Below are 25,088 nucleotides of genomic sequence, written 5' to 3' on the forward strand. Positions count from 1 at the left end.
CTATTTATTAAAATGTAAAGGTAGCACTTAATCCCGTACGAATTTGAGAAATTGGGAATGCTGTTGAAATTTTGTATTTACTCATCATTTGATCCCAATAAAATCGTAAATTAAGATTTTGACTAATATTATAATCTGCTGTTAATTTAAATGATGTGATACGTTGTCCTCCCGTAATCTGAGAATCTCCATATAAACTTGTTGGTGTATTAGGATTCAAAGTATCATCAAAATTATATATAATTTTTCTGATAGTTGTTTTATTATCTCTTATTGATAAATCAGCACGAATATTAAGATCCCCTTTTATTGTTTTTTGATTACCTTGATAACGAATTTTCATTTTAAAATCTTTGAAAATATATCCAAGACCAAAAATAAATTCAGATCCATAATCTTCTGTATAAGTAAAATTAGTTGTACTTAAAGACAACAAACGATCTCTGTTATATTGCGCTCTTAATTGCATATTATTACGGAATGTTAAATCAGCACCTAACAATGGAGAAAATTGTTCTATCATTGTTATTGCACCATAAATATTCTTTGCGTAATAATTTCCATTAGCATCTTTCCCTGTCACTTGTCCACCTAATAATACATTAGCATCTAATGCATAATTTGGATTTGATTGAACACCAGAAGCTGTATATGTTGAACTATATGCACTTGAAATCTCTATATTATCAAAGTACTTATTAATAACTGGAATTGATTTTAATCCTGTATAACCAATTCTCCAGTTAGGAATAGGTATAGATCTATTATAACCTAATTTACTAGAATTTGCATTTTTACCTTGTACTGCAGCTAAGAAGGCAGGCATAAGTACATCTGAGTTTCTTGCATTAAATCCTTCATAATATCCCATAACATCTCTATCTGTAATTCCTCTAGCATTCCCTAAACGATTAGATATTGTCTGTAAATTTGATAAGAATTGTTGAAAAATTGCATCTCCATTTTTAAAAGATGTATTAATACTAATTGTTGATATATTAAGATTTACTAATTCATCAATATAAGGATTTGGAGTAGCTAAATTAAATCCTGAGTGGTATAATCGCTTATCCTTAGATCGCTTAACATTTAAATCTATTCTAAGATCAGGCATTGGTTCTATAAGCATTGTCCCATTAAAGTCTGATCCTTTGGTAAGTTGATATGCTTCTGTCATTAATTCATCTCCAACTATTAATCCTTTTTGTATCAATTGACTTTTTATATCAAATTGTGTCCCATAAACAAACCCTAAAGATGGACCATTAGAACCATTAACTCCAAAAAATCCTGGTTCATATAATAATCCTGGAATTACAGCTCCATTACGTTGATTGAATGTGAAGTTTGCTCTTTTTAATGAAGAAAGAACCATCCAACCATAATCTTTTACTGTAAATTTATTTTTGAATTTGTATTTTGACTTTTTATTCATTCTTCTCTTTTTAGAGAATAATTCTGTATAAACAGAATTTAGAGAATCTACTTCTGCCCTTCTCCCTCTTAAAATAGAATCATAACGTTTATAACCTTTAAATTCTTGGTAGAATCTTGTGAAATCCATATCTCCAATATAATTAATTGAATTAGAATTCTGTGCTGTACCATTACCTAAATTAGCAATACGAGTAACTGTATTACCTTCACTATCTAATACTGGAGCTCCATTAGCATCAAGTACATCTGTTTGAAAAGTACGACTTGCTGTAGAAGTTGCAATCCAATTATAATTAGATGTAAATCCTATTTCCATATTTATCCAATTTAAATAAGGAAAGAACTTTAATGGAAGTTTATAATTAATCTGAAATTGTTGATCATATTGTACTGGTCTACCAACTGTGAACATATTTTGCCAAATTAATTTTTGATCTGCTCTTTGGAAATTACTTCCATCATTTAATGTCATCGTAGATGAAGTTAAATCCAGACGTAAGGATTTAGTTAAATCAAATCCTAAATTATATTGCCAATTAAATAAGAAATTATTACTATAAGTTGGACGAATCAAACTAGAACTTCCTCCTCCTAAATATTGACTAATATCTCTGTATTGTCTTTCACTGTATGTTCTTGCAATTTCTGTACGGAAAGAGAAACGTGTTGGTAACGGATTAATATTAAATTCTCTTATAAATTGTAAATATTTACTTGACTCTTGTTGAGGTTGTACAGGTCTCCACTTTTTAAATGGTTCGTAAGATTTCCCTCTAAATGCAAAGTTATAATTTACAGAAGCTCTCATTTGTTGAGTAATATTATACTGAGTATATATATCTCTATAATAATTATCTGAATACATCATAGAGACAGAGAAATTAGATGGATCATAAAAACGTATAGGAGTGTTACTATTTGTACTTCTAACCTTACGAATATTATTAAAAGCAAAACTTTTGAATTGTGTATACGTTCTTACGACTTTCTTCAATTCATTTTTATTTGGAGCTTCATCAAAAATTATATCATTATCTAAAGGATTGTATTTAGGATCAACAAAATTTTCTTGAATTGTAAAATTAAATGGAATTTCCATTCCCCATTTTTTAGGTAAAAACTTGTCTAGTTTTACTTCTGTATTTAAAGCATATTGTATTGTTTGATCTTGATTTCTAGATGAAGGTCCTTGATCTATCGCTCCAAAACCAACAGAACTTGTATTTCCTGAAACTTGAACATTTGCAAAATCACCTAAATTAAATTGAATATTTGCTGACCCTGCATAACCACCTTTATTATCAATTTCTCCTAAACGTAATTCATTAATCCATAACAATACTTCTTTATCTGATGCTCCTGATGTGTTACGAACTCCAATCATAATAGAAGATACATTACCAAGCGTTGGTCGACCTTTTACATAAACAGTCTTATTTGGATTATCTGTATCAAATGGATAATTGTAACGTTGTAATGTACTAAAATTATCTAAATCTCTTTTTTTCTTGGCATCTGTAAATAAATCTGTTGTTAAATTTATAAAGTTATCATCTGGCCAAACTGCACTTTCTGTAGTAGAACTTTGAGGTGTATATTTTAGAGGCATCTCATATTCGTAGTAGTTATCTGTATAATCGCTACCTAAACGAATAAATAATTTTGTCCCATTATCTACTGCATTAGAAGTTCTATCTAAAAGATTTTGAGCAGATACAAACATTTGTAATTTTTTATATCTTCTTAAATCTAGATTTGTATTCTTAAAAATAGCTTTTGATGTACTACCAGGCTTAAATTTAGCTTTCATTGTCATAGAAGCTTCATTTTGTAATTGAAAACCTGTTGTTCCTTGTATTTGTTGACGATTAACTCCTGGAGGAATCATATATGCTGGTCTATCTGTAGAGTTACGTTCTACACTAACTTCTCCTATTTCTAAATCTCCAACATTTACATCATTTTCATAACCTTCTTGATTACTTATAATGTAAGGATAAATATTTTTTGGATAACGTCTCCATTCAGAACGAACTAAGTCAAATGTACCAAAACGTAAAGTTGTTTGTTCTTGAAATCCTCTCATTACAACACGCATAAAACGAACAGAATTAAGAACACTTTCTGCTTGAGAAATAGAAGTTGGATTATTTAATTCCTCAACACCATCTCCATCAATATCTAAATCATAGCTATCAACTGGTATTCTTACTTGATACCATTTTACTTTTTTAGTTGTCTTATCAGGAAATTCAGCATCAACTTCTTTTCTAGCAACAATAAAATTATTTTCTGTATCAGCTAAACTTTGTCTAGTTATCTTGAATGTATATTGATTATAATTTTCTGTTTGATCTAAATTAAAATCTCCATTTATATCTTCTGTATCAGGTACTAAAGAAGATGCATTTAACGGATTGTCTGTTGAATTATTCCCTTGTGGGTTACGGAAGAATCTGTAACGACCTTGAACAGTATTTCCTATAGGAGCAGAATTATATCTATCATCTAAGTAAAATAAATAATTATCATTTGCAGGATCTAATTCTCCTGTAACAATGTTATTACTTGATATTCCATATTTTTGTGCTTCTTGCTGATCAGTTAATCCATTAAAACCTAAATCTTGTTCTTTTCTTGCTTGTCCATCGGTATCAAATGCATACAATATAGGATTTAATTGTGGTGTAACCCCCCAGTTCGTTTCCACAGTACTTGCACCATTATTTGAGTGAGGTAAACCATTTTCGTACATCATTTCTCCATCTTTCAGAATATCTTCTGAAACATTTCCTAAATGAAGCAATAATTCTCCATCTCCTCCATCTCCATCAGCATAAGGATCCATCATCCAAAATTCAACGTATTCAACATTTGAATCTTTAAAATTAGATACAGTAATTGGACGCATCATTGCTCCCCAATTTTTTGTATCTGTAGCATTTGGATTTACATTATATGGACCTCTTTCGTCTGGATAAAATGTCATGTCTAATGTATTGATGTATGAATTTGTTCCAGCCATAACATCCATTTGATTAAAAATCTCTTTCAATTTTACTCGACGAGATTTATTTGTTGACATTTGTTGATCAGTTAACGGCTTACTTCCACTTAATCCATAAAAACGTGGATCAATATTATACCAAGAAAGCATCTTTCTACCATTGTTAAATGATAAATCATCATTTTTATTTCCATTAGGGAAAAATGGGTGAAAGTTATTTAAAGAATAACCTGCAGGTTTTCCTGGCGTTGAACCAAATTTCCATGAAGTTACATCTAATAGACTAATACGTGATTGAGCTTCTTCAAAATCATCAATATAAGAATATCCATCTGTAACCTTATTTACACCAGGCATTAAATAAGCTGCTTCTGCCTGAACTGTAATATTTGACATTTGATCTGTCTTGATTCCTGGAATTTTATTTGTTAATCTAGTTAACCATTCAGCCTCAGAATTATATTGGGTATTTAAACCAAAAATTGTATTATTAACTGGTTCTGATCCAAATTGAGTTTTTTGTGTAACTGGACGTTCTTGGTAATTAATTAATGTACCTCCTAACATAAATTTATCACTAAATTTATGTTCTACATTCAAACCTATAAAACGTTTTTTCTGCAAATTAAATGTAGATTGATTTTCTAAGCTTACATTGATGGCAGCACCAGAATTTTTTAATTGTTCATTTATAATTTTTACACGACCTAATTGATAATCTACTGTATAATCTACTCCTTCTGTTAATGTAGCTCCTCCTGAAGTCACTTTTACAGAACCTTGTGGAACATTGAAAGCTCCTAATGGAATTCCATCAGAAACTGTCCCTTTATATCTACCTTCTAATGTATATCTGTTTGCAAGTTTTTCTCCTGATAATGTATTTGGTAATTGCTTATAAATTTGTTCAAAAACATATTCTTGATTTTGACCTTTTAACTTATTATCTAAATATTTACCAAAAGGCTCTACAGATGTAAAAACAATATTTCCTCTTTCAGTATCTATTGTTAATCCTGATTGAAAATCAAATAATCCATCACCATAACTACCGTCAGGGTTTTGTTGTAATTGACCGTTCGAATTCAATCTATCCATATTTAAAACTTGTAATAAAGATTGTTCAGAAACTGCTGAATTTGGTAAATAATTTAATTTACCAGAAGATTGTTCTCCATTATCTTTAAAATTAATATTTAATAAAAAATCTTCACTAGAAAGACCATAAGCATTTAATGAATAAATATTTTTCATCATTAAATCCCATGAAGGAGAATTTACGTTAACAACAGAATTAGGTTTTACTAATTTTGTAATAAGAGGTAATGCTGTTTCATCAGACATTTGACCTACAGAATATAATTTTGTAGGATCAGAACTTAGAGAATATTGAAAAGAAACAGCTAATAAATCATCTCCATCAACCAACGGAGTATTTAAAGATATATATCCTAATTTTGGATAAAATGTATATTCAGAAGCATCTAATTTTCTTACATTTTCATTTACGACAAAGTTTTCTCCATCTTGAAATTGCTCTCCATTATAAGAATATGAATTTAAGAAATTTCTTGCATCACTGATTGAATTAAAGTTTTGAGACTTTATAGAATTATAAAGAGGGTTGTTTACATTATTTGGAACACCATTACTTTCTGCAATATCTCTTAAAGCTATAATAGAACGCCTACTTTGCTGGTTACCACCTGTTTTATCTATTTTCCATACTTCTATACGTTGTATATTTATATTACTATTTATAGCTGGATAATTAGATAGAGCTCTATCATAATTATTTCTAAAATATTGTCCTAAAAAAAAGTGTCTATTATACTCATATTTTTCAGCAGCAATCTTAAAATCAGTCATTGCTCCCCCACCTTGAACAACAATATTTTTAGATTCTGATCTCTGTTCAGAAAATACAGCAGTAACATTTGTTTTTCCAAATTTAAGATCAGTTCTAACTCCAAAAAGCGATTGAGCACCAGTAATTAAAGAAGTACTAAGGGGCATAGAAATATTTCCAACTTCTACATTTTGAAGAATATTATCCTCACCTTTGAAAGGGTCACTTTTTGTTGCTAATGCTTTCCTCCATTGAAGTTTCATTTGATTTTCAAACCCAAAACCTGCTTGAGTATCATAATTTACCTTCAATTGCAAGTTTTCTCCTACTTTACCAAGAATACTTAATTGCATACGTTGATTAATATCCATTGTAAGCGTATTCCTATTTTGTGGTAGCAATGTTGGATTATCTATTTTTTGAAGAAATACTCCTAAATCTAAATTAGCATATCCTTGAGGAGTTAAAGAAATCTCTGTTCCTCCAAAAATTGTTTCAAAGGCTTTAGATTTCACTCTAAAACTTGGTAATATATTACTTCCTTTTTTTCCTAAATTATCTCCAAATCTTTGTTCTCTAAAATATTGATCATTTGTTTGAGATTTTTGACGAAAGTAGCCTTTCATATCTTCATTCTGTACGAGTTCTAAATATTCAGTTCTTGTTAGATAAATTGGTTCAGAAACTAAACTAGTACCAATTTTTGGGTACAAAATATATTGACGAAATAAAGGATCATACTCTACGTCATATTTAATTTGATTATCTAGAAATAATCCTCCTTTTTGATCCCTAATAGGAAATTTTAAAGTATCAATTTCTTGGGCTTTAACTATAACATTACATCCTACGAAAATAAGTAAGTAAAAAATAATTATAGATAAACTTTTATATATAGGTTTAAGGTTGTATTTAATTTTCATTAAATCTTTTTCAAGGTTTCTTTTACTAAAAATTCAACATCTGATTCAGGATATTCTTTTAATATCATATCCATAATTTTATCGGCAGTTTTTTTAGGAATTCCTAAAACTTCTAAAGCAGATAACGCTTCATTTTTAGATTTATTTTTAGATGATACTGTATTAACATCTAAAATTAAACTTTGATCCAATTTATCTTTTAAATCAATTATTATTCTTTGTGCTGTTTTTGCTCCAATACCTTTTACACTTTGTAATAATTTAACATCATCTGTTGCTATTGCAGAAGCGATTTCTTTTGATGATAAAGTTGAAATAATCATCATACCAGAGGCAGGACCTACACCATTAACGCTAATTAATTTCTGAAAAATTTCTCTTTCCAATTTAGTTGCAAAACCATAAAGAATTTGAGCATCTTCTCTAACTACGAAATGTGTGAAAATTGTAACAGCTTCTTCGTGTTCAAGACTAGAATAAGTATTAAGAGATATATTAACCCAATATCCTACTCCATTACAATCAATTACAGCATTTGTAGGGTAAATTTCAATTAATTTACCTCTTAATTGTGTTATCATTTTTATAAGTTTAATTATGACACTGAAAGTGTAAAACGAAAATTTTAAGATTTATTTTACAAATATAAAAACAAATGTTAATTTTCAGAAAAAGAATTACATACAATGATCATCTAAACTATTTAATTGTAATGAACCTTTTGATGGAGAAATATATGGGATATTAAGCTCTAATCCTCTAAGAATAAATAGTACGCCTAATATTAAAGTTATTATTGGTAAAATTTTTAGAATTGTTTGTCTTTGTTTCACGGATAAAAAATTACCAAATAAAACTGTAGCAAACATTAGTGGTAAGGTACCTAATCCAAAAAAAAACATAAATAAGACACTTTTATACACTGAACCTAGACCAATTGCAGCAGTTAATGATGCATATACCATACCGCAAGGTAATAAACCGTTCAATAAACCAATTATATAAAGTGAAGAGGAATTTTTCTTAATTAAATATTTACCTAGAGTAATCTTAACTTTTAACATAAGAGCATTTATTGGCTTAAGTTGAGTTGCTCCATTTTCATAAAATTTCGGTATCATAACCATAATAATCATGACTACACCTATAAATATACTTAAATAGTTTTGTAAACCAACAAAAGAAAAAGATTCTCCTATTAAACCTAATAATGCACCAAGTAAAGAATAAGTTGTAATACGACCTAATTGATAAGTCATATTTCTTAAAGTAAATTTCAGTTTATCTTTAGCATCTAAACCGAGAGACAAAGCAATAGGTCCACACATTCCTACACAATGTAAAGAAGATGTAAGACCTATAGAAATTGCTATTAATATTATTGAGATATCCATCTGATGGATTTTTTAATCAAATAAGTTTGATTATTTTCTTTCCAATTTAAAGTTAATTCGTACACTCCGTCTTTTAGCTTAACAGAAGATATTAAGAAATTTTTTCTATCATTTAATTTTATAGTTTCTTTAATATCTTTTGTTTCATCTTCGTTACGCAATAAATATATATCACCAGAAAAATCAGCTGAAGTTGACACTGGAAATTGAAATAAAAAACCATTTGCTTGTACAATTACTTCTGGTTTTTCCTTTAATGCATTTGCTCTTTTTTCTGAATTAATTTCATCTTGAAAATGCAATTCTTTTTCGTAATAATTATCAGTTACCATACCTCCTGTTTCACCAGCGAAATATAAAAGAGATAAAATAAAAATAATAAAACATCCTAATGCTACTACAACACCATGTCCCCAAGTAAATTTCATAATTATTAATATTTGAATGGAGCTGAGAAGCTCGTTTCGTATTTGTCTATAACTTTTCCTTTTTCATTAACTAAACCTATTACAATTTTTTCTTTGTAAGATTTAACCTCATTTGTAGGTATTTTCAAAAAGAATTTACCTTGGATTATTTGACCTTTATTTAAATTCAATTTATTAACTCCTTCATACATTTCCACTTTTGAATTTGCATGAGATAAAAGTTTTAAGCTTACAACTTGATCTTTGTTTGTTTTGTTATAAAGTGTATATTCAAATTGATTTACATAATATTGTCCTTCAACTTTATAATCTGTTCCGGGAACTTTTAAATATTTTGATTCTACATCTGAACGTGAAAATAAAAATGCTGTCATAGCACCTATCAAAATTAAAAGTGCAAAAGTATATGCAGCTAGTCTTTTTGTAAATTTAAATTTTTCTCCACGCTTAATATCATCTTCAGATGCATAACGAATTAATCCTGTTGGTAAACCAACTTTTAGCATAACTTCATCACAAGCATCTATACAAGCAGTACAATTTACACATTCTAATTGTATTCCATCTCTAATATCAATTCCTGTTGGACAAACAGCAACACATTGACCACAATCAATACAATCACCTTTACCTTCAGCTTTTCTATCTTCGTTCTTTTTAAATTTAGATCTTCCTGACGTCCCTTCTCCACGTTTAAAATCATAAGAAACATTAATTGTATGTGCATCAATTAAAACTCCTTGAAAACGACCATAAGGACAAACCAAAGTACAAGCTTGTTCTCTAAACCATGCAAAAACAAAATAAAACATAGCAGAAAAGAAAATCAGTCCAAATAAAGTTCCTAAATTATCTACAGGACCATCTTTTATAATAGCATACAAATCATCAGCTCCTATTATATAAGCTAAAAATACATTTGCAATGATAAAAGATATAATAGCAAAAATTGTCCATTTTAATAATTTTTTACGTATTTTTTCTTCATCCCATTCTTGTTTATCTAATCTCATCTGTTTTGCTCTATCTCCTTCTATTGCGTATTCAATTTTTCTGAATACCATTTCTAAGAAAATAGTTTGAGGACAAACCCAACCACAAAACAATCTACCATAAGCCATAGTAAATAAAACAATAAATATAATGGTTGTTATCATTCCTAAAGCTAGTAGAAAGAAATCAGATGTAAAGAAAGGAAATCCAAAAATAATGAATTGACTATGTAAAACATCAAATTTAAAAAGAGGATTACCGTTAGGTAATTTTAAGAAAGGAGTCAAAATTAGTATTACTAATAATACATAACTTACATATGTCCTATAATTAGTAAATTTTCCACGTGGCTTCTTAGGGTAAACCCATTTGCGCTCACCTGTTTTTTCCATTGTACTAATAGTTGTACGAACATCTTCATTCATCTGACTATTTTCATTCAAATGGTCATCTAAATTAAATTCATCTTTTGAATCAGAATTTTGAACACTCATTTCTGTGTATTTTAGTATACAAATTTACGACTAAAAATAAAAAGAGAGCTTATAAATAAGCTCTCTTTAATGTGATATTTGTTTTAAATCGTTATCTAAAACAATTCTAAATTATTTTTGTTTCCATGCTTCCATTAAATCTCCTTGAGGAGCAGCAGCACCTTCAGCAACTGTCTTAGTTGGTTCTTTTTGATTGATATAGTAAACATAAGAAGCTACTTTTTCAATTGCTAAACCAGATAATTCTTTACGTTGACCAAAAGGACGCATTGTTGGATTATGAGGAGAACCGTTGTAAACAATATGATAGATATTTTTGAATAAACTATCTTCAACATGGTTTACCCAGTAATCATCAGTCAAGTTAGGACCAATACCTCCTTTTCCTCCTTCCATATGACATTGAACACATTTCTCTTCGAAGATTTTTTTACCTTGTTCTACAATAGCAGGATCATTTGATTTGTTTACAGCTCCAGTAATGTCAATATCATTAGCTACAGCCCAAATACTATCTTGCTTATCTTTGTAAGTCATTTCTTCTTGATATTCAGCATCTGGATGAGCAAAATCTGTAAAACTATAAGCCATTACATAAACAATCATGAATACTACACCAAAATAGAATAAAGATAACCACCATTGTGGTAAAGCATTATCTAATTCTTTAATTCCATCAAATCCATGATCTAGAATAATAGCTTCTTCTTCTTTATCAGATTGTTTTTTAGAAGCACTACTAAATAGTCTTTTAAAATATCCTATTTTACCATCTTCCAAATACTTCTTTTGCTCAATTTCAGATAATCTTTTAAATTTTTCTGCTTCAACAACTTTATTTAAAGCATTAATAATTAAAAGCATTACAAGAGATATTGCTAAAACAGCCCAAAAAACTCCTTGAGCAAAAACATGTTTAAGATGTTCAAATAGATTGTGCATCATACCTTGAAATCCAGGTTCTGGCACTACATCTACTGGCGTCACCATTGTAAACGCTAAAATAACTGCTAATAGCGTTAATGGAATAAAAATATAAGCCGGGGTACGTTGTCTCATTTTGTATTATTTTTTTCTTTCTCTTCTGATTCTAAATCTAATCCTTCAGTTTCATTATGATCATAATAATCCTTTGGTTTATTTATTACTTTTATAAAAATAGTAACAAAAACCGCTATGAAAGCTAATAATATTAGCGTCTGCAATACAGATGCATACTCATACTGAGAAAGGAATTCTTTATAATATTTTAACATTAGTTACTTGCTGTCTCTATTTGATCTGCTTTAATATCTGTTCCTAGTCTTTGTAGGAATGCTATTAATGCTGTAATCTCACGATCTCTTAAAGGAACAAATTCTTTACCTTCTTTTTTAGCTTCAGCTTCTTTTTTAGCATATAATTCTTTCAAATCTGATGCATCTTTAAAGATTGTTTGCTCAATAGTTAAAGCTTGTTTGTCCATAGAGATTTTCATACTATCAAAATCTTCTTGTTGGTAAGGAACACCTAAAGCAACCATAGATTTCATTTTATCACGAGTCAACTCACGGTTTAATTTATTATCAATTAACCAAGGGTAACGAGGCATAATTGATCCGTCAGAAGTTGAACGAGGATTCCACATGTGTTTATAATGCCAAGCATCTGGATTTTTACCTCCTTCACGATGTAAATCTGGACCTGTTCTTTTAGATCCCCATAAGAATGGGTGATCATATACGAATTCTCCAGCTTTAGAGTATTCTCCATAACGTTTTACTTCATCACGGAAAGGACGAACCATTTGTGTATGACAAGCATTACATCCTTCTCTAATATATAAATCACGTCCTTCTAATTCTAGAGGAGTATAAGGTTTTATACTTGCTATTGTAGGTACATTAGATTTAACAACAATTGTTGGTACAATTTCTACTAAACCTCCAATTGCTAATGTTAAAACTGCTCCAATTGTCATTATTACTGGAGTTCTTTCAATCCAAGAGTGAACACCTTCGCCTTGAGTACGAGATGCTGTTTTAGGAGCTAAAGCAGGAGCTTCTGCTTCTTCATTAGCAACAAAATAACCAGATTTTACTGTTTTAATAACATTAATAATCATTAAAATAGATCCGATTAAATATAGAGTTCCACCAAAAGCACGTAATGGGTATAACCATTTTTTAAGAATTGTAACTGTTTGTAAGAAGTTACCATATTCTAATGTTCCATCTGGTGCAAATTGTTTCCACATTAAACCTTGAGTCCATCCTGCAACATACATTGGGATAACCCAAAATAAAATACCAAAAGTACCAATCCAGAAGTGAGCATTAGCCATTTTCACAGAAGCTAATTTTGTATTAAATAATTTTGGAGTTAAATAGTATACTACACCAAATGCTATAAATCCATTCCATCCTAAAGTACCTACATGTACGTGAGCTGGTACCCAATCTGTAAAGTGTCCAATTTTATTAAGTGTTTTAGTTGCTAACATTGGTCCTTCAAATGTTGCCATACCATAACAAGTAAGTGCAACTACAAAGAATTTCAACACAGGATTTTCTCTTACTTTATCCCATGCACCTCTTAATGTTAGTAATCCATTTAACATACCTCCCCAAGATGGAGCAATTAACATAATTGAGAAACCTGTCCCTAAAGCTTGAGCCCAACCTGGTAATGATGTGTATAATAAATGGTGAGGTCCAGCCCAAATGTATATAAAAATTAAAGACCAGAAGTGAATAATAGACAATTTGTATGAAAACACTGGTCTATTAGCCGCTTTTGGCACAAAATAATACATTAAACCTAGTATAGGTGTTGTTAAGAAAAATGCAACTGCATTATGTCCATACCACCATTGTACTAATGCATCTTGAACTCCTGAATAAAGAGAATAAGATTTTGGTGCTGTTAAACTAAATGTTACTGGAATTTCTAAATTATTAAAAACATGTAACATTGTAATTGCTGCCCAAGTTCCAATATAGAACCAAATTGCTACATATAAGTGACGTACGCGTCGCTTAGAAATTGTTAAAAACATTTGCATACCAAATAACACCCAAACCAAAGCGATTAAGATATCAATAGGCCATTCATGTTCAGCATACTCTTTTGAAGTATTGTAACCTAGAATGAATGTTACAAACGATAATACAATAAACAATTGCCAACCCCAAAAAACGATCCAGCTTAAAACATCACTGTACATCCTTGTTTTTAACAAACGTTGTAATGAATAATATGCTCCAGTAAAAAAAGTATTCCCAACAAATGCAAAAACTGCAAATGTTGTATGAATCATTCTTAATCTACCGAACCCTAGTTTTCCTTGAGAATTAATTAAACCTTGAATATTCCCTCCTATTGTACCATCATCAGATCCGAAGATATATTCTGGTAAAGTAGGAAAAAACAACAATGTTGCAACCAATACACCAAAGAAAAATGCCATAACTGCCCAAAACAATGTGGCATATAGAAAATACTTTACGATCTTATTATCGTAACTAAAAGTCTGCATTTGCATTATGAGTCGATTTTATCTTTATTTTTTTTATCATCCTTTAACATCCTTACTGCTGGAGATTCATCTTCATCAAATTGTCCTTTTTTATATCCTAAAAAGAATAAAAAAAGAAATAATGCTCCTAAAGAAACACTAACTAATATCATCAATAATAATATCCCCATAGCTTCACAAAATTACAACCTCATAAGTTCTTATCATAATGATTTTAGCAAGAGGTTTAGTACTTACACCTAATTTAAAATCAATCTAAATTCCATTTTGTTAATTTATCTGCTATTCTAGTACTAGCTGTTGCAAATATTAAAACTGATATAGAACTAATTGGCATTAATATAGCAGCTACAACAGGTTGTAAATAACCTGATACTGCAAAACTTAATCCTACAATATTATATAAAAAACTTATTAAAAAAGCTATTTTAACAAATTTCATAGTTTGCTTTGATAAATTTAAAAATCTTGGAATATGTTTAAAACTTTTAGCATCCAAGATTCCATCACACGATGGAGAAAAACTATTTATATCTTCTGATATTGATATTCCAACAGAACTTTGTTTTAGAGCTCCGGCATCATTTAATCCATCACCAATCATCATAACCTTTTTACCTTTAGTTTCTAATAATTTGATGTAATCCAATTTATCAGAAGGTGATTGATTAAACACTAATTTTGAATCTTGGGGAAATATTTTTTCTAAATATTCTTTTTCAGAATCATTGTCTCCAGACAAAACGTGTAATTTATAATTACCTAATTTATTTAACAAATCAGACAATCCTTCTCTATACCTATTTGTATAAACAAACTTACCAAAAACTTTATTATCAATCGATATATAAACTTGAGACTGGTTTAATCTTAAATCATTAAAAATAACATCAAGAAAAGATCTAGAACCAACTTTTATAATATGTCCATCAACCTCTCCTTCTTGTCCTTTACCAATATATTCTTTATAATTAATAATTGTTAGATCATCAGAAACATTTAGTTTTTTATACAAAGCTCTACTTAATGGATGACTTGAATTTTTTATTAAAGCTTTTACTAATTTTTTATGATAATCAGATAATTCTTCTCCTTCATAAGAAACTTTAGTGTCTTCACTTTCTGTAATGGTTCCAGTTTTATCAAATACTATATCAGTTATTTTTTCCATTCTCTCTATGGTAGATGTATTTTTGACATAGAATTTTCTATTTCCAAATATTCTCATCATATGTCCTAAGATAAATGGAGAAGATAATCCCAATGCACAGGGACAAGCAATAATAAGTATAGATGTAACAACTTGTAGTATTTTCGAAGAATCCACTGTATACCAGTATATTGCTGATAAAGCTGTGATAAATAGAATAGTTAATGTAAAATAATGACTTATCTTATTTGTTAAAGCATTTAATTCAGATTCTTCTTTATGAAAAGCATCATTGTTCCATAATTGAGTTAAATAACTTTGGTTAACATCAGAAATTACTTCTAATTCTATTGCATGACCAGACTGTTTTCCTCCTGCAAAAATTTTATCACCTGCTTTTTTTGAAATTAATCTAGATTCTCCTGTTACAAAAGAGTTATCTATCATAGCTTCACCTCTCATCAAAATAGCATCTGCAGGAATAATTTCTTCATTTCTAATTAATATTCTATCTCCTTTTTTTAATTCTGATAACAAAATGGCTTCTTCTCGTCCATCAATCAATTTAGCTACTGCAATAGGATAAAATGATTTATAATCTCTATCAAATGCTAAAGCCTGCATTGTTTGTTGTTGAAACCATTTTCCTGTTAACATTAAAAATAGTAACATAGCTAAAGTATCAAAATAACCTGGAGAAATATCAAATACGATATCATAAGTCGATTTAAACATTATAACAATAATTCCTAAAGCAATAGGGACGTCTATGTTAATATATTTATTTTTAATACCTTGCCAAGCAGATACAAAATAATCGGTAGAAGAATAAAAGAAAACTGGTAATGATAATGCAAACATTGTCCAACGAAAATATCCTTTATTTTGGTCTAACCATTGTTCTTTTACATTTCCAAAAACTTCTACATACTCTGGAAAAGATAACAACATTATATTACCAAAACAAAAACCTGCTATAACAAGTTTTGAGACAAGAGAACGATCTACTTTACTCTTTTTCTTCTTATCTAAACTTTTTAAATTTATTGATGGTTTATAACCTAAATTAGTTATAAAACGAGCTAAATCTCCTAACTTAAGATTTGCATCTTTGTAGGTAATTTGAACTGTCTTTTGAGTAAAATTAACATTTGAAGAAATTATATTTGGATTTATTGTATTTAAACTTTCTAATAACCAAACACAAGACGTACAATGCATAACAGGTACAAAAAATGAAACAACAGAAACTCCATCATCTGAAAAATCAACCACTTTATCAAAAATTTCCTTTGTATTAAGAAAATCAAATTGATGATTACTTTTCCCATCAGGACGCAAACCTGCATTACGATTAAGGTCGTAATAATCTTTTAGATTATTTACGTTTAAAATCTCGTAAACCGTTTTACAACCCTGACAACAAAAATCCTTTTCATCGAACTGAATAACCTCTTCTTCAATCCGTTGACCACAGTGAAAACAATTCTCTTCCATACTATTTTACAAAATTACTTTCCTTTTATCAGAATTAACGTTAACTTTGTATGAATTAAGTCATAACAACAAGATATGTCAGAGTTTAATGAGAATGTAGTATCGATTAAAGCGATGTTTGATAGCCCAGAGTCTTTCGGGGTTTTTAGTAAGGAAGAATTATTGGAGTTTGAGCAAGAAAAGAAAATCATCAACCTAAAAAAAGGAGACGAAATTATCCAAGAAGGTCACACACCAAAAGGTATATATTGCGTCATGAAAGGAACTGCTAAGTTGTTCAAAATTGGTTTTAATGGAAAAGAGCAAATTCTACGTTTTATCAACGAAGGTGACATTATCGGTTATCGCTCAATTTTAAGTCAAGAAGTTTTTGGTGCATCTGCAACCGCAATGACGGCAGTTGAAATATATTATATTCCAGAAAAATTCTTCTTAAAATTATTAGAAGTTAATCCAAAATTAGCTTTCAATATTTTACAAAGAATTGCAAAAGATTTGGGAGAATATGCAAGAACAATCACTTATTTAGCACAAAAAACAGTTCGCGAACGTTTGGCTGAAGTTTTAATTTTATTAGAAGGAAAATTAGGAACAGACAAAGACGGATTTATCAACATTTCGTTGACACGCGAAGAAATGGCAAATTTGATTGGAACAGCAACAGAATCTGCAATTCGTTTGATTTCTGAATTCAAAACTGATGAATTAATCGAAGTTGAAGGAAGAAAAATCAAAGTTTTAGATCATCAAAAATTGACAAAATTAGGTCATGTTATTTTGTAAGAATTTATTCTTGATATAAAATAAAAAGTCGCTCAGTGAGCGACTTTTTTTTATGCAAACTATTTCAATTTCATATAATAATCTTTGAGAATTGGATCAATTTTTTCGAGCGCATATCTCAACGTCGTTCTTGGCATTTGTAATGTATATTCGTCCAAAAACTCAATCAACTTTTCTTCGTTCATATTTCCCATTTCACGCAACATCCAACCATTTGCTTTATGCATTAAATCGTGCGAATGATTAAGATTTTTCAACACAATTTCTGGAACAATTGAAAATGATTTTTGTTTGATAAAATACATCGTTGATACAATTGCAATTCGTTTTTCCCACAAATCATCTGAATCTGCCAATTCAAAAAGCAATTCTTCTCGTTTTTGATGAAAACAATAATGTCCCAAAATTTTATAACAACTTGTGTCAACCAAATCCCAATTGTTGATTTGAGAAGTTTGAGCAAGATAAAAATCGATAATTTCTTTTCTTACAAGTTCGTCTTTTGATTTTTCGTACTTCGAAACCAATATCAATAAAGCTGTTAATCTATATTCGTGAATATTGGAATTCAATAAATTTTTGATGTCATTTAATGAAACTTGTTGATAAAATTCTTTCGCAATCAAACGCTGATTCGGAACAGAAATCCCAAGAAAAATATCTCCTTCGCTATATTCTCCTTTTCCAGTTTTGAAAAAACGCATCATAATTTTCGCTTTTTCTTCGTCCGCTAAATCTTGCAAAGTTGATTTTAATTGCTCTATCATATTTTATCAATAGATGTTGAAGTTAACAAAAAAAAGAGTCCAAAAACTGAACTCTTTCTATCTTTATTCTTCCGAATTATTTTCTTCTTCCTCATCATAATACTGAAAAAGGAAGTTATTATAAGGAAAACGTTTCATGTGAATTTCTTTCACTTCTTCATAAACCGTTTTGCGCAAATCTTCTAAATTATCTTTTTCCGTTGCCGAAATAAACAATGTCGGATAATCTGTTTTCGCCATCCACGTACGTTTCCAATCTTCTAACGAATAATTTTCAAATTTCTTTTCAGATAAATCATCTTCATCTTGTTTGATATAAGAAAAATTATCAATTTTATTGAAAACCATAATCGTTGGTTTTTCTTTCGACTCTATTTCAGCTAAAATTTGATTCACAGAATTCACATGATCCTCAAAACTTGCATGCGAAATATCCACAACATGCACTAACAAATCTGCTTCGCGAACCTCATCTAACGTAGATTTGAACGATTCTACTAATTGTGTAGGCAATTTACGAATAAACCCAACTGTATCCGTTAATAAGAAAGGTAAATTACCAATCACCACTTTTCGAACCGTTGTATCTAATGTTGCAAATAATTTATTTTCGGCAAAAACTTCAGATTTCGATAAAACATTCATCAACGTTGATTTCCCAACATTCGTGTACCCAACCAACGCAACGCGCACCAATGCACCACGATTTTTACGTTGAGTAGCCATTTGCTTATCGATTCCTTTCAATTTCTCTTTCAATAACGTAATTCGATCACGAATAATACGTCTATCCGTTTCAATTTCAGTTTCACCAGGACCACGCATACCAATTCCACCACGCTGACGCTCTAAGTGCGTCCACATTCGTGTTAATCGCGGTAATAAATATTGGTATTGAGCCAATTCTACTTGCGTACGTGCATAAGAAGTCTGTGCACGTTGAGCAAAAATATCTAAAATCAATTGTGTACGATCGATGATTTTTTTGTTGACAACTTTCTCAATGTTTTTCAACTGAGAAGGCGTTAATTCATCATCAAAAATAACTGTATCAATATCATATTCTTCGACAAAAGCTGTGATTTCATCTAATTTCCCGCTTCCTACAAAGAATTTAGAATCAGGTTTATCCATCCTTTGCGTAAAACGTTCTCCAACTGTCGCTCCAGCTGTATAAGCTAAGAACTCCAATTCGTCCATATATTCCGTCAGTTTTTCTTCGGATTGTTCACGTGTAATCAACCCAACTAAAACTACTTTTTCGTATTGTGCTTCTTGTTTTTCTAACATATATTACTGCAAAAATAAAAGAAAGTTTTGGATGTAACCGAACTTTCTATAAAATATTGAGAATTAATCAAATCAATAAAACTCAATAAATATTTGAGTTCTTTTGGATAAAAATAGAAAAAAATAAGGTTTTCATAATTAATAACAAGTTTATTTACTAATTTTCAAAAAATCTATTGTCAATTAAAATTTCCTTTCTACATTTGTTCCAACAAAAAAGTAAAAATGTACAAAAATCAATTACATCATCATCACCATCATACTTGCACTCAAGCGAGCAGATAGTGGTATGTAATGATTTTATCACAATATCTAAATCCCGTTTGAGTAAATCGAACGGGATTTTTTGTTACTTCAAGATTTAATCATCGATTTACTCAAACTTAAAAAATATAAAACATTAAAAATGAGTAAATTAAAAATAGCCATTCAGAAAAGTGGTCGATTAAGTGAAAAATCACTCGAATTATTGAAAGATTGCGGAATTAAAATTTCTACAAGTAATCGAAAATTAAGAACCGAATCTCCAAATTTCCCTATCGAAGTTTTATTCTTACGAGACGACGATATTTCACAATATGTAGAACAAGGCGTTGCTGACATCGGTATTTTAGGAGAAAATGAAGTTTGGGAAAAAGATAAAAATGTCACTCAAATTCGTCAATTAGGATTCGCAGGTTGTAAACTTTGTTTAGCTATTCCGAAAGATGAAGCTTATACAGATTTAAGTTATTTTCAAGACAAAAAAATTGCCACTTCTTATCCACGTATTTTACAAAAATTTTTCCAAGAAAAAGGTATCAACGTTAAGATTGAAGAAATTGGTGGAAGCGTAGAAATTGCTCCAAGTATCGGTTTGGCAAATGCTATTTTTGACATCGTTTCTACAGGTTCAACATTATTAACAAATGGTTTGAAACAAGTGGAAACAGTGGTTGAATCACAAGCAGTTTTAATTTCTAACAAAAATCTCGACAATGAAAAACAAGCAATTGTAGATCGTCTTTTATTTAGAATTGAAGCGGTAAAACAATCTTCTGAGAACAAATATATTTTATTAAACGCGCCCAACGAAAAGTTAGAAGAAATCATTGCTTTGTTACCCGGAATGAAATCTCCAACAGTTTTACCACTTGCCGAAAAAGGTTGGTCATCAATCCACACTGTAATTAAAGAAGATACTTTTTGGGACATCATCGAGCAATTGAAAGCTTTGGGTGCTGAAGGAATTTTAGTACTAGAAATTGAAAAAATGATTTTATAATTTTTGATTGACGATTTACAATTTACGATTGAATCGTAATTCGTAATTCTAAAATCGTAATTCGTAACAAAATGCAAACATATATCAAACCTCAACTTTCAGATTGGTCTACGTTAACAGCTCGACCAACGAAAGAAGCACAAGATTTACAAGAAATAGTTTTAGATATTTTTGGAAAAATTCAAACCGAGAAAGATCAAGCTTTAATTGATTTTACAGAAAAATTTGATCAAGTTAAGCTAACTTCTTTAGAAGTTTCTACTCAAGAAATTGAAGAAGCAAAAACTTTAATTTCTGAAGAATTAAAAGGAGCAATTCAATTAGCAGCTTCTAATATTGAGAAGTTTCACACTGAACAACGTGAAGAAGTAAAAGTTATTGAAACCACAAAAGGAGTAAATTGTTGGAGAGAATCTCGCGGTATCGAAAATGTTGGAATTTATATTCCAGGTGGAACAGCTCCGTTATTTTCTACAACTTTAATGTTAGGAATTCCTGCTAAATTAGCTGGTTGCCAAAATATTATTTTATGTACACCTCCAAATAAAGAAGGAAAAATTCACCCTGCAATTTTATATACTGCGAACTTAATCGGAATTGAAAAAATCTACAAAGTTGGCGGAATTCAAGCGATTGGAACGTTAACTTTTGGAACAGAAACGATTCAAAAAGTGGATAAAATTTTCGGTCCAGGAAACCAATATGTAACTGCAGCAAAACAAGTTGCTCAAAACTTTGGTGTAGCCATCGACATGCCTGCTGGTCCAAGCGAAGTTTTAGTGATTGCAGATGAAACTTCGGTTCCTAAATATGTGGCTGCCGATTTATTATCACAAGCCGAACACGGAATCGATTCACAAGTGATTTTATTAACAACAAACGAACAAATATTAAATGAAACGATTGAAGAAATCAATGCTCAATTAGAAGTTCTGCCAAGAAAAGAATTAGCGACTAAAGCGTTAGAAAATTCAAAAGGAATTGTTTTAAATTCTATCGAAGAATGTGTAACTTTTTCAAATATTTATGCACCTGAACATTTAATTTTCGCTTGCGAAATGGCTGAAAATTATATCGATAAAATTATTAATGTAGGTTCAGTTTTCTTAGGAAATTATTCGTGTGAATCGGCTGGTGATTATGCTTCAGGAACCAATCACACTTTGCCAACTAATGGTTATGCAAAAAATTATTCAGGAGTTTCGTTTGATAGTTTTATCAAGAAAATCACGTTTCAGAAATTATCAGCAGAAGGAATTCAAAACATTGGTCCAGCAATCGAATTAATGGCTGAAGCCGAAGAGTTATTTGCGCACAAAAATGCAGTAACCTTAAGACTAAATGATCTAAAATCGTAAATCAAAAATCGTACATGAATTCATTCAACATAAATAACATCATTCGTCCTAACGTAAAAACGCTGAAAGCTTATTCATCAGCTCGTGACGAATTTCAAGAAATAAATAACGATTTCGTTTTCTTGGATGCGAACGAAAATCCTTTCAATAATGGATTGAATCGTTATCCTGATCCTTTACAACGTAATGTAAAATCGATTTTAAGTGAAATCAAAAACTTTCCTGCAAATCAGATTCTATTAGGAAATGGAAGTGACGAAGTGTTAGATTTAATTTTCCGAGCATTTTGCGAACCGAATCAAGATAATGTTATTGCGATTTCACCTTCCTATGGAATGTATGGTGTTTTAGCGAATTTAAATGCTATTGAATACCGAAAATCGTTATTAAACAAAGAAGATTTTCAACCAAACATCGAAGATATTTTCTCAAAAGTAGATGAAAATACAAAAATGATTTTTTTATGCTCTCCTAATAATCCAACAGGAGAAATCATCAAAAGAGAAACTATTTTAGAAATTGTAAATCGTTTCAATGGATTAGTGATTATCGACGAAGCTTATATTGATTTCGCTACAGAAACGTCTTGGATAGAAGAAATCAAAAATTATCCAAACGTTATTGTTACACAAACTTTATCAAAAGCGGTTGGTTTAGCTGGAATTCGTTTAGGAATTTTGTATGCTTCACAAGAAATTGTGTATGTTTTGAATAAAATCAAACCGCCTTATAATATTAATCAATTAACGCAATTAAAAGCGATTGAAATTTTAAGCGATTACGATAAAGTGATAGCTGTTACAAATACAATTATCGAACAAAAAGAAGTTTTAGAAACTGCTTTAATTGAGATTTCATTTGTAGAAAAAATCTATCCAAGCGATGCGAATTTCATTTTAATTAAAGTAGATAATGCGAACAAACGTTACAATCAATTGGTTGAAAAAGGAATTGTTATTCGAAATCGAAACAACGATGATTTGTGTCAAAACTGTTTAAGAATAACGATTGGAACAGAAGAGGAAAACCAAAAATTAATACAAACACTTAAAATAATTTAATTTATGATTCTTGAATTACGATTGACGATTTCTGTCATTCGTAAATCAAAAATTGTAAATCGTAAATATAAAATTATGAAAAAAATACTATTCATCGACCGCGACGGAACCTTGATTTTGGAACCCGAAGACTACCAAGTCGACAGCTTTTCGAAACTAGAATTCTATCCAGAAGCATTTACTTATTTAGGTAAAATTGCAAAAGAATTGGATTACGAATTGGCGATGGTAACCAATCAAGATGGTTTAGGAACACCTGCAAATCCTGAGGAATTATTTTGGCCAATACAGAATTTCGTGGTGAAAGCTTTCGAAAATGAAGGGGTGAAATTCGAGGATATTTACATTGATAAAACTTTTGCTCATGAAAATGCGCCAACGCGTAAACCTGGAACGGCTTTATTAACAAAGTATATCAATAACCCTGAATATGATTTAACAAATTCGTTTGTAATCGGTGATCGAATAACGGATGTTAAATTAGCTCAAAATCTTGGTGGAAAAGGAATTTTTATCGCGAATGATGAAGCTTTAGGCGCAGACGAAATCAATGATAACAAAGGATTAAATGATGCGATTGCTTTAAAAACAACTTCATGGAAAGAGATTTACGAGTTCTTAAAACTTCAAAATCGCACTGCTTCAATTGTTCGTAATACGAATGAAACAAAGATTAAAATTGATTTAAATCTTGACGGAACAGGAAAATCGGATATTTCGACAGGAATTCACTTTTTCGATCATATGTTAGATCAAATCGCTCGTCATGGACAAATGGATTTAGTGATAAAAGTGGATGGAGATCTAGAAGTGGACGAACACCACACGATTGAAGATACTGCTATTGCTTTAGGTGAAGTTTTTGCGCAAGCATTAGGAAATAAATTAGGTATCGAACGTTACGGATTTACTTTACCGATGGACGATTGCTTAGCACAAGCAGCAATTGATTTTGGCGGAAGAAACTGGTTAGTTTGGGAAGCTGATTTTAAACGCGAAATGATTGGTCAAATGCCAACTGAGATGTTTTATCACTTTTTCAAATCATTTACAGACGGAGCAAAAGCTAACTTAAATATCAAAGCAGAAGGAACAAACGAACATCACAAAATAGAAGCGATTTTCAAAGCGTTTGCAAAAACCATTAAAGTAGCTGTAAAACGCGATCCTGAAAAAATGATTTTACCCTCAACAAAAGGACTTTTGTAGACTTAAGTCTTAAGGTATAAGTTCTAAGGATTTTCTTTTCCTTATGCCTTACGACTTAGAACTTAGAACTTAGAACTAAAAAAATGATAGCAATAGTAAAATACAACGCAGGAAATGTAAAATCGGTGTACAATGCGGTAACTCGTTTGGGTTATGAAGCAATAATTACAGACGATTTTGAAACCTTGAAAAATGCAGATAAAGTAATTTTCCCTGGAGTTGGAGAAGCAAGTTCCGCAATGACTTATTTAAAAGTAAAAGGATTAGATAAAGTCATTAAAAACTTAAAACAACCAACCTTAGGCATTTGCTTGGGACAACAATTAATGTGCGCTTATTCGGAAGAAGGAAATACCGATTGTTTAGGAATTTTCCCTATTCAAGTCAAGTTATTTCCATCAACCGAAATCGTTCCTCACATGGGCTGGAATACGATTTACGACTTAAAAACACCTTTGTTTAATGACGTTCAAGAGAACTCCGACATTTATTATGTACATAGTTTTTATTGCGAAAATTCAGAATATACGATCGCGAAAACAGACTATATTTTAGAATATTCAGCAGCTTTACATAAAGATAATTTTTACGCAACTCAATTTCACCCAGAGAAATCTGCAGGAATAGGAGAACAAATACTAAAAAACTTTCTAAGTTTATAGTAATT

Annotated in this window: 17 protein-coding genes; 6 read left to right on the top strand and 11 right to left on the bottom strand. The window is 30.2% G+C overall.

All coding sequences use genetic code 11. From position 1 onward, the window contains the following. Window positions 1-7: 7 nt before the first annotated feature. From sprA to B3R94_RS06915, 9 genes are all read right to left on the bottom strand, one after another. Window positions 8-7,216, bottom strand: a complete 7,209-nt coding sequence (gene sprA / locus B3R94_RS06875; RefSeq protein ID WP_291099592.1) for a cell surface protein SprA — start codon at window positions 7,214-7,216, stop codon at window positions 8-10. Next, window positions 7,216-7,797 (bottom strand): Holliday junction branch migration protein RuvA, encoded by a 582-nt coding sequence (ruvA, locus tag B3R94_RS06880; protein ID WP_291099595.1) that lies wholly within the window; start codon window positions 7,795-7,797, stop codon window positions 7,216-7,218. Before ruvA ends, sprA begins: the two co-directional genes overlap by 1 nt. 96 nt (window positions 7,798-7,893) lie before the next feature. After that, on the bottom strand, window positions 7,894-8,610 hold the full coding sequence (locus B3R94_RS06885; protein ID WP_291099598.1) for a sulfite exporter TauE/SafE family protein: 717 nt from the start codon (window positions 8,608-8,610) through the stop codon (window positions 7,894-7,896). Next, window positions 8,595-9,038 (bottom strand): FixH family protein, encoded by a 444-nt coding sequence (locus B3R94_RS06890; protein ID WP_291099601.1) that lies wholly within the window; start codon window positions 9,036-9,038, stop codon window positions 8,595-8,597. The genes B3R94_RS06885 and B3R94_RS06890 overlap by 16 nt, the downstream gene beginning before the upstream one ends. Window positions 9,039-9,043: 5 nt before the next feature. Next, the gene (gene ccoG, locus B3R94_RS06895) at window positions 9,044-10,525 is read right to left on the bottom strand and encodes a cytochrome c oxidase accessory protein CcoG (protein ID WP_291099604.1); all 1,482 of its coding nucleotides are present in this window, start codon (window positions 10,523-10,525) and stop codon (window positions 9,044-9,046) included. Between the two features lie 111 nt (window positions 10,526-10,636). Then, window positions 10,637-11,584: a cbb3-type cytochrome c oxidase N-terminal domain-containing protein gene (locus B3R94_RS06900; protein ID WP_291099607.1), complete on the bottom strand. Its 948-nt coding sequence runs from the start codon at window positions 11,582-11,584 to the stop codon at window positions 10,637-10,639. Between the two features lie 196 nt (window positions 11,585-11,780). Continuing rightward, entirely contained in the window at window positions 11,781-14,048 is a 2,268-nt protein-coding gene (gene ccoO / locus B3R94_RS06905; protein ID WP_291099610.1) for a cytochrome-c oxidase, cbb3-type subunit II, read from the bottom strand. Continuing rightward, the gene (ccoS, locus tag B3R94_RS06910) at window positions 14,048-14,212 is read right to left on the bottom strand and encodes a cbb3-type cytochrome oxidase assembly protein CcoS (RefSeq protein WP_291099613.1); all 165 of its coding nucleotides are present in this window, start codon (window positions 14,210-14,212) and stop codon (window positions 14,048-14,050) included. The genes ccoO and ccoS overlap by 1 nt, the downstream gene beginning before the upstream one ends. Before the next feature lie 80 nt (window positions 14,213-14,292). Beyond that, on the bottom strand, window positions 14,293-16,689 hold the full coding sequence (locus B3R94_RS06915) for a heavy metal translocating P-type ATPase (protein WP_291099616.1): 2,397 nt from the start codon (window positions 16,687-16,689) through the stop codon (window positions 14,293-14,295). Between the two features lie 75 nt (window positions 16,690-16,764). Here B3R94_RS06915 and B3R94_RS06920 point away from each other — a divergent pair, with 75 nt between their 5' ends. Further along, on the top strand, window positions 16,765-17,472 hold the full coding sequence (locus B3R94_RS06920; protein ID WP_038335010.1) for a Crp/Fnr family transcriptional regulator: 708 nt from the start codon (window positions 16,765-16,767) through the stop codon (window positions 17,470-17,472). Window positions 17,473-17,531: 59 nt separating this feature from the next. Here the strand turns inward: B3R94_RS06920 and B3R94_RS06925 are convergent, their stop codons facing one another. Further along, complete coding sequence (locus B3R94_RS06925) at window positions 17,532-18,239, bottom strand: DNA alkylation repair protein (protein WP_291099618.1); 708 nt, start codon at window positions 18,237-18,239, stop codon at window positions 17,532-17,534. Window positions 18,240-18,302: 63 nt separating this feature from the next. After that, window positions 18,303-19,529: a GTPase HflX gene (gene hflX, locus B3R94_RS06930; protein ID WP_291099621.1), complete on the bottom strand. Its 1,227-nt coding sequence runs from the start codon at window positions 19,527-19,529 to the stop codon at window positions 18,303-18,305. Window positions 19,530-19,935: 406 nt separating this feature from the next. On the opposite strand from hflX, the gene hisG reads away from it, so the two are divergent. From hisG to hisH, 5 genes are all read left to right on the top strand, one after another. Then, a complete protein-coding gene (gene hisG / locus B3R94_RS06935; protein ID WP_125349882.1) occupies window positions 19,936-20,793 on the top strand; it encodes an ATP phosphoribosyltransferase in 858 nt (285 codons plus the stop codon). Window positions 20,794-20,864: 71 nt separating this feature from the next. Further along, window positions 20,865-22,151 carry a histidinol dehydrogenase gene (hisD, locus tag B3R94_RS06940; RefSeq protein ID WP_219033861.1) on the top strand — a complete coding sequence of 429 codons (1,287 nt, stop codon included), beginning with the start codon at window positions 20,865-20,867 and terminating at the stop codon, window positions 22,149-22,151. 14 nt (window positions 22,152-22,165) lie between these two features. After that, a complete protein-coding gene (gene hisC, locus B3R94_RS06945; RefSeq protein WP_291099623.1) occupies window positions 22,166-23,212 on the top strand; it encodes a histidinol-phosphate transaminase in 1,047 nt (348 codons plus the stop codon). Window positions 23,213-23,287: 75 nt separating this feature from the next. Continuing rightward, window positions 23,288-24,421: a bifunctional histidinol-phosphatase/imidazoleglycerol-phosphate dehydratase HisB gene (gene hisB, locus B3R94_RS06950; protein WP_291099626.1), complete on the top strand. Its 1,134-nt coding sequence runs from the start codon at window positions 23,288-23,290 to the stop codon at window positions 24,419-24,421. A gap of 83 nt (window positions 24,422-24,504) precedes the next feature. Further along, window positions 24,505-25,083, top strand: a complete 579-nt coding sequence (gene hisH, locus B3R94_RS06955; RefSeq protein WP_291099629.1) for an imidazole glycerol phosphate synthase subunit HisH — start codon at window positions 24,505-24,507, stop codon at window positions 25,081-25,083. Window positions 25,084-25,088 lie beyond the last annotated feature (5 nt).

This window comes from Empedobacter sp. UBA7611, from assembly GCF_002484365.1.
Taxonomy (GTDB): Bacteria; Bacteroidota; Bacteroidia; order Flavobacteriales; family Weeksellaceae; genus Empedobacter; species Empedobacter falsenii_B.

What these genes read in the sequence shown, in the direction of transcription:
- sprA (WP_291099592.1), bottom strand. Translation starts at nt 7,216, where the DNA reads ATGAAAATTAAATACAACCTTAAACCTATATATAAAAGTTTATCTATA.
- ruvA (WP_291099595.1), bottom strand. Translation starts at nt 7,797, where the DNA reads ATGATAACACAATTAAGAGGTAAATTAATTGAAATTTACCCTACAAAT.
- B3R94_RS06885 (WP_291099598.1), bottom strand. Translation starts at nt 8,610, where the DNA reads ATGGATATCTCAATAATATTAATAGCAATTTCTATAGGTCTTACATCT.
- B3R94_RS06890 (WP_291099601.1), bottom strand. Translation starts at nt 9,038, where the DNA reads ATGAAATTTACTTGGGGACATGGTGTTGTAGTAGCATTAGGATGTTTT.
- ccoG (WP_291099604.1), bottom strand. Translation starts at nt 10,525, where the DNA reads ATGAGTGTTCAAAATTCTGATTCAAAAGATGAATTTAATTTAGATGAC.
- B3R94_RS06900 (WP_291099607.1), bottom strand. Translation starts at nt 11,584, where the DNA reads ATGAGACAACGTACCCCGGCTTATATTTTTATTCCATTAACGCTATTA.
- ccoO (WP_291099610.1), bottom strand. Translation starts at nt 14,048, where the DNA reads ATGCAAATGCAGACTTTTAGTTACGATAATAAGATCGTAAAGTATTTT.
- ccoS (WP_291099613.1), bottom strand. Translation starts at nt 14,212, where the DNA reads ATGGGGATATTATTATTGATGATATTAGTTAGTGTTTCTTTAGGAGCA.
- B3R94_RS06915 (WP_291099616.1), bottom strand. Translation starts at nt 16,689, where the DNA reads ATGGAAGAGAATTGTTTTCACTGTGGTCAACGGATTGAAGAAGAGGTT.
- B3R94_RS06920 (WP_038335010.1), top strand. Translation starts at nt 16,765, where the DNA reads ATGTCAGAGTTTAATGAGAATGTAGTATCGATTAAAGCGATGTTTGAT.
- B3R94_RS06925 (WP_291099618.1), bottom strand. Translation starts at nt 18,239, where the DNA reads ATGATAGAGCAATTAAAATCAACTTTGCAAGATTTAGCGGACGAAGAA.
- hflX (WP_291099621.1), bottom strand. Translation starts at nt 19,529, where the DNA reads ATGTTAGAAAAACAAGAAGCACAATACGAAAAAGTAGTTTTAGTTGGG.
- hisG (WP_125349882.1), top strand. Translation starts at nt 19,936, where the DNA reads ATGAGTAAATTAAAAATAGCCATTCAGAAAAGTGGTCGATTAAGTGAA.
- hisD (WP_219033861.1), top strand. Translation starts at nt 20,865, where the DNA reads ATGCAAACATATATCAAACCTCAACTTTCAGATTGGTCTACGTTAACA.
- hisC (WP_291099623.1), top strand. Translation starts at nt 22,166, where the DNA reads ATGAATTCATTCAACATAAATAACATCATTCGTCCTAACGTAAAAACG.
- hisB (WP_291099626.1), top strand. Translation starts at nt 23,288, where the DNA reads ATGAAAAAAATACTATTCATCGACCGCGACGGAACCTTGATTTTGGAA.
- hisH (WP_291099629.1), top strand. Translation starts at nt 24,505, where the DNA reads ATGATAGCAATAGTAAAATACAACGCAGGAAATGTAAAATCGGTGTAC.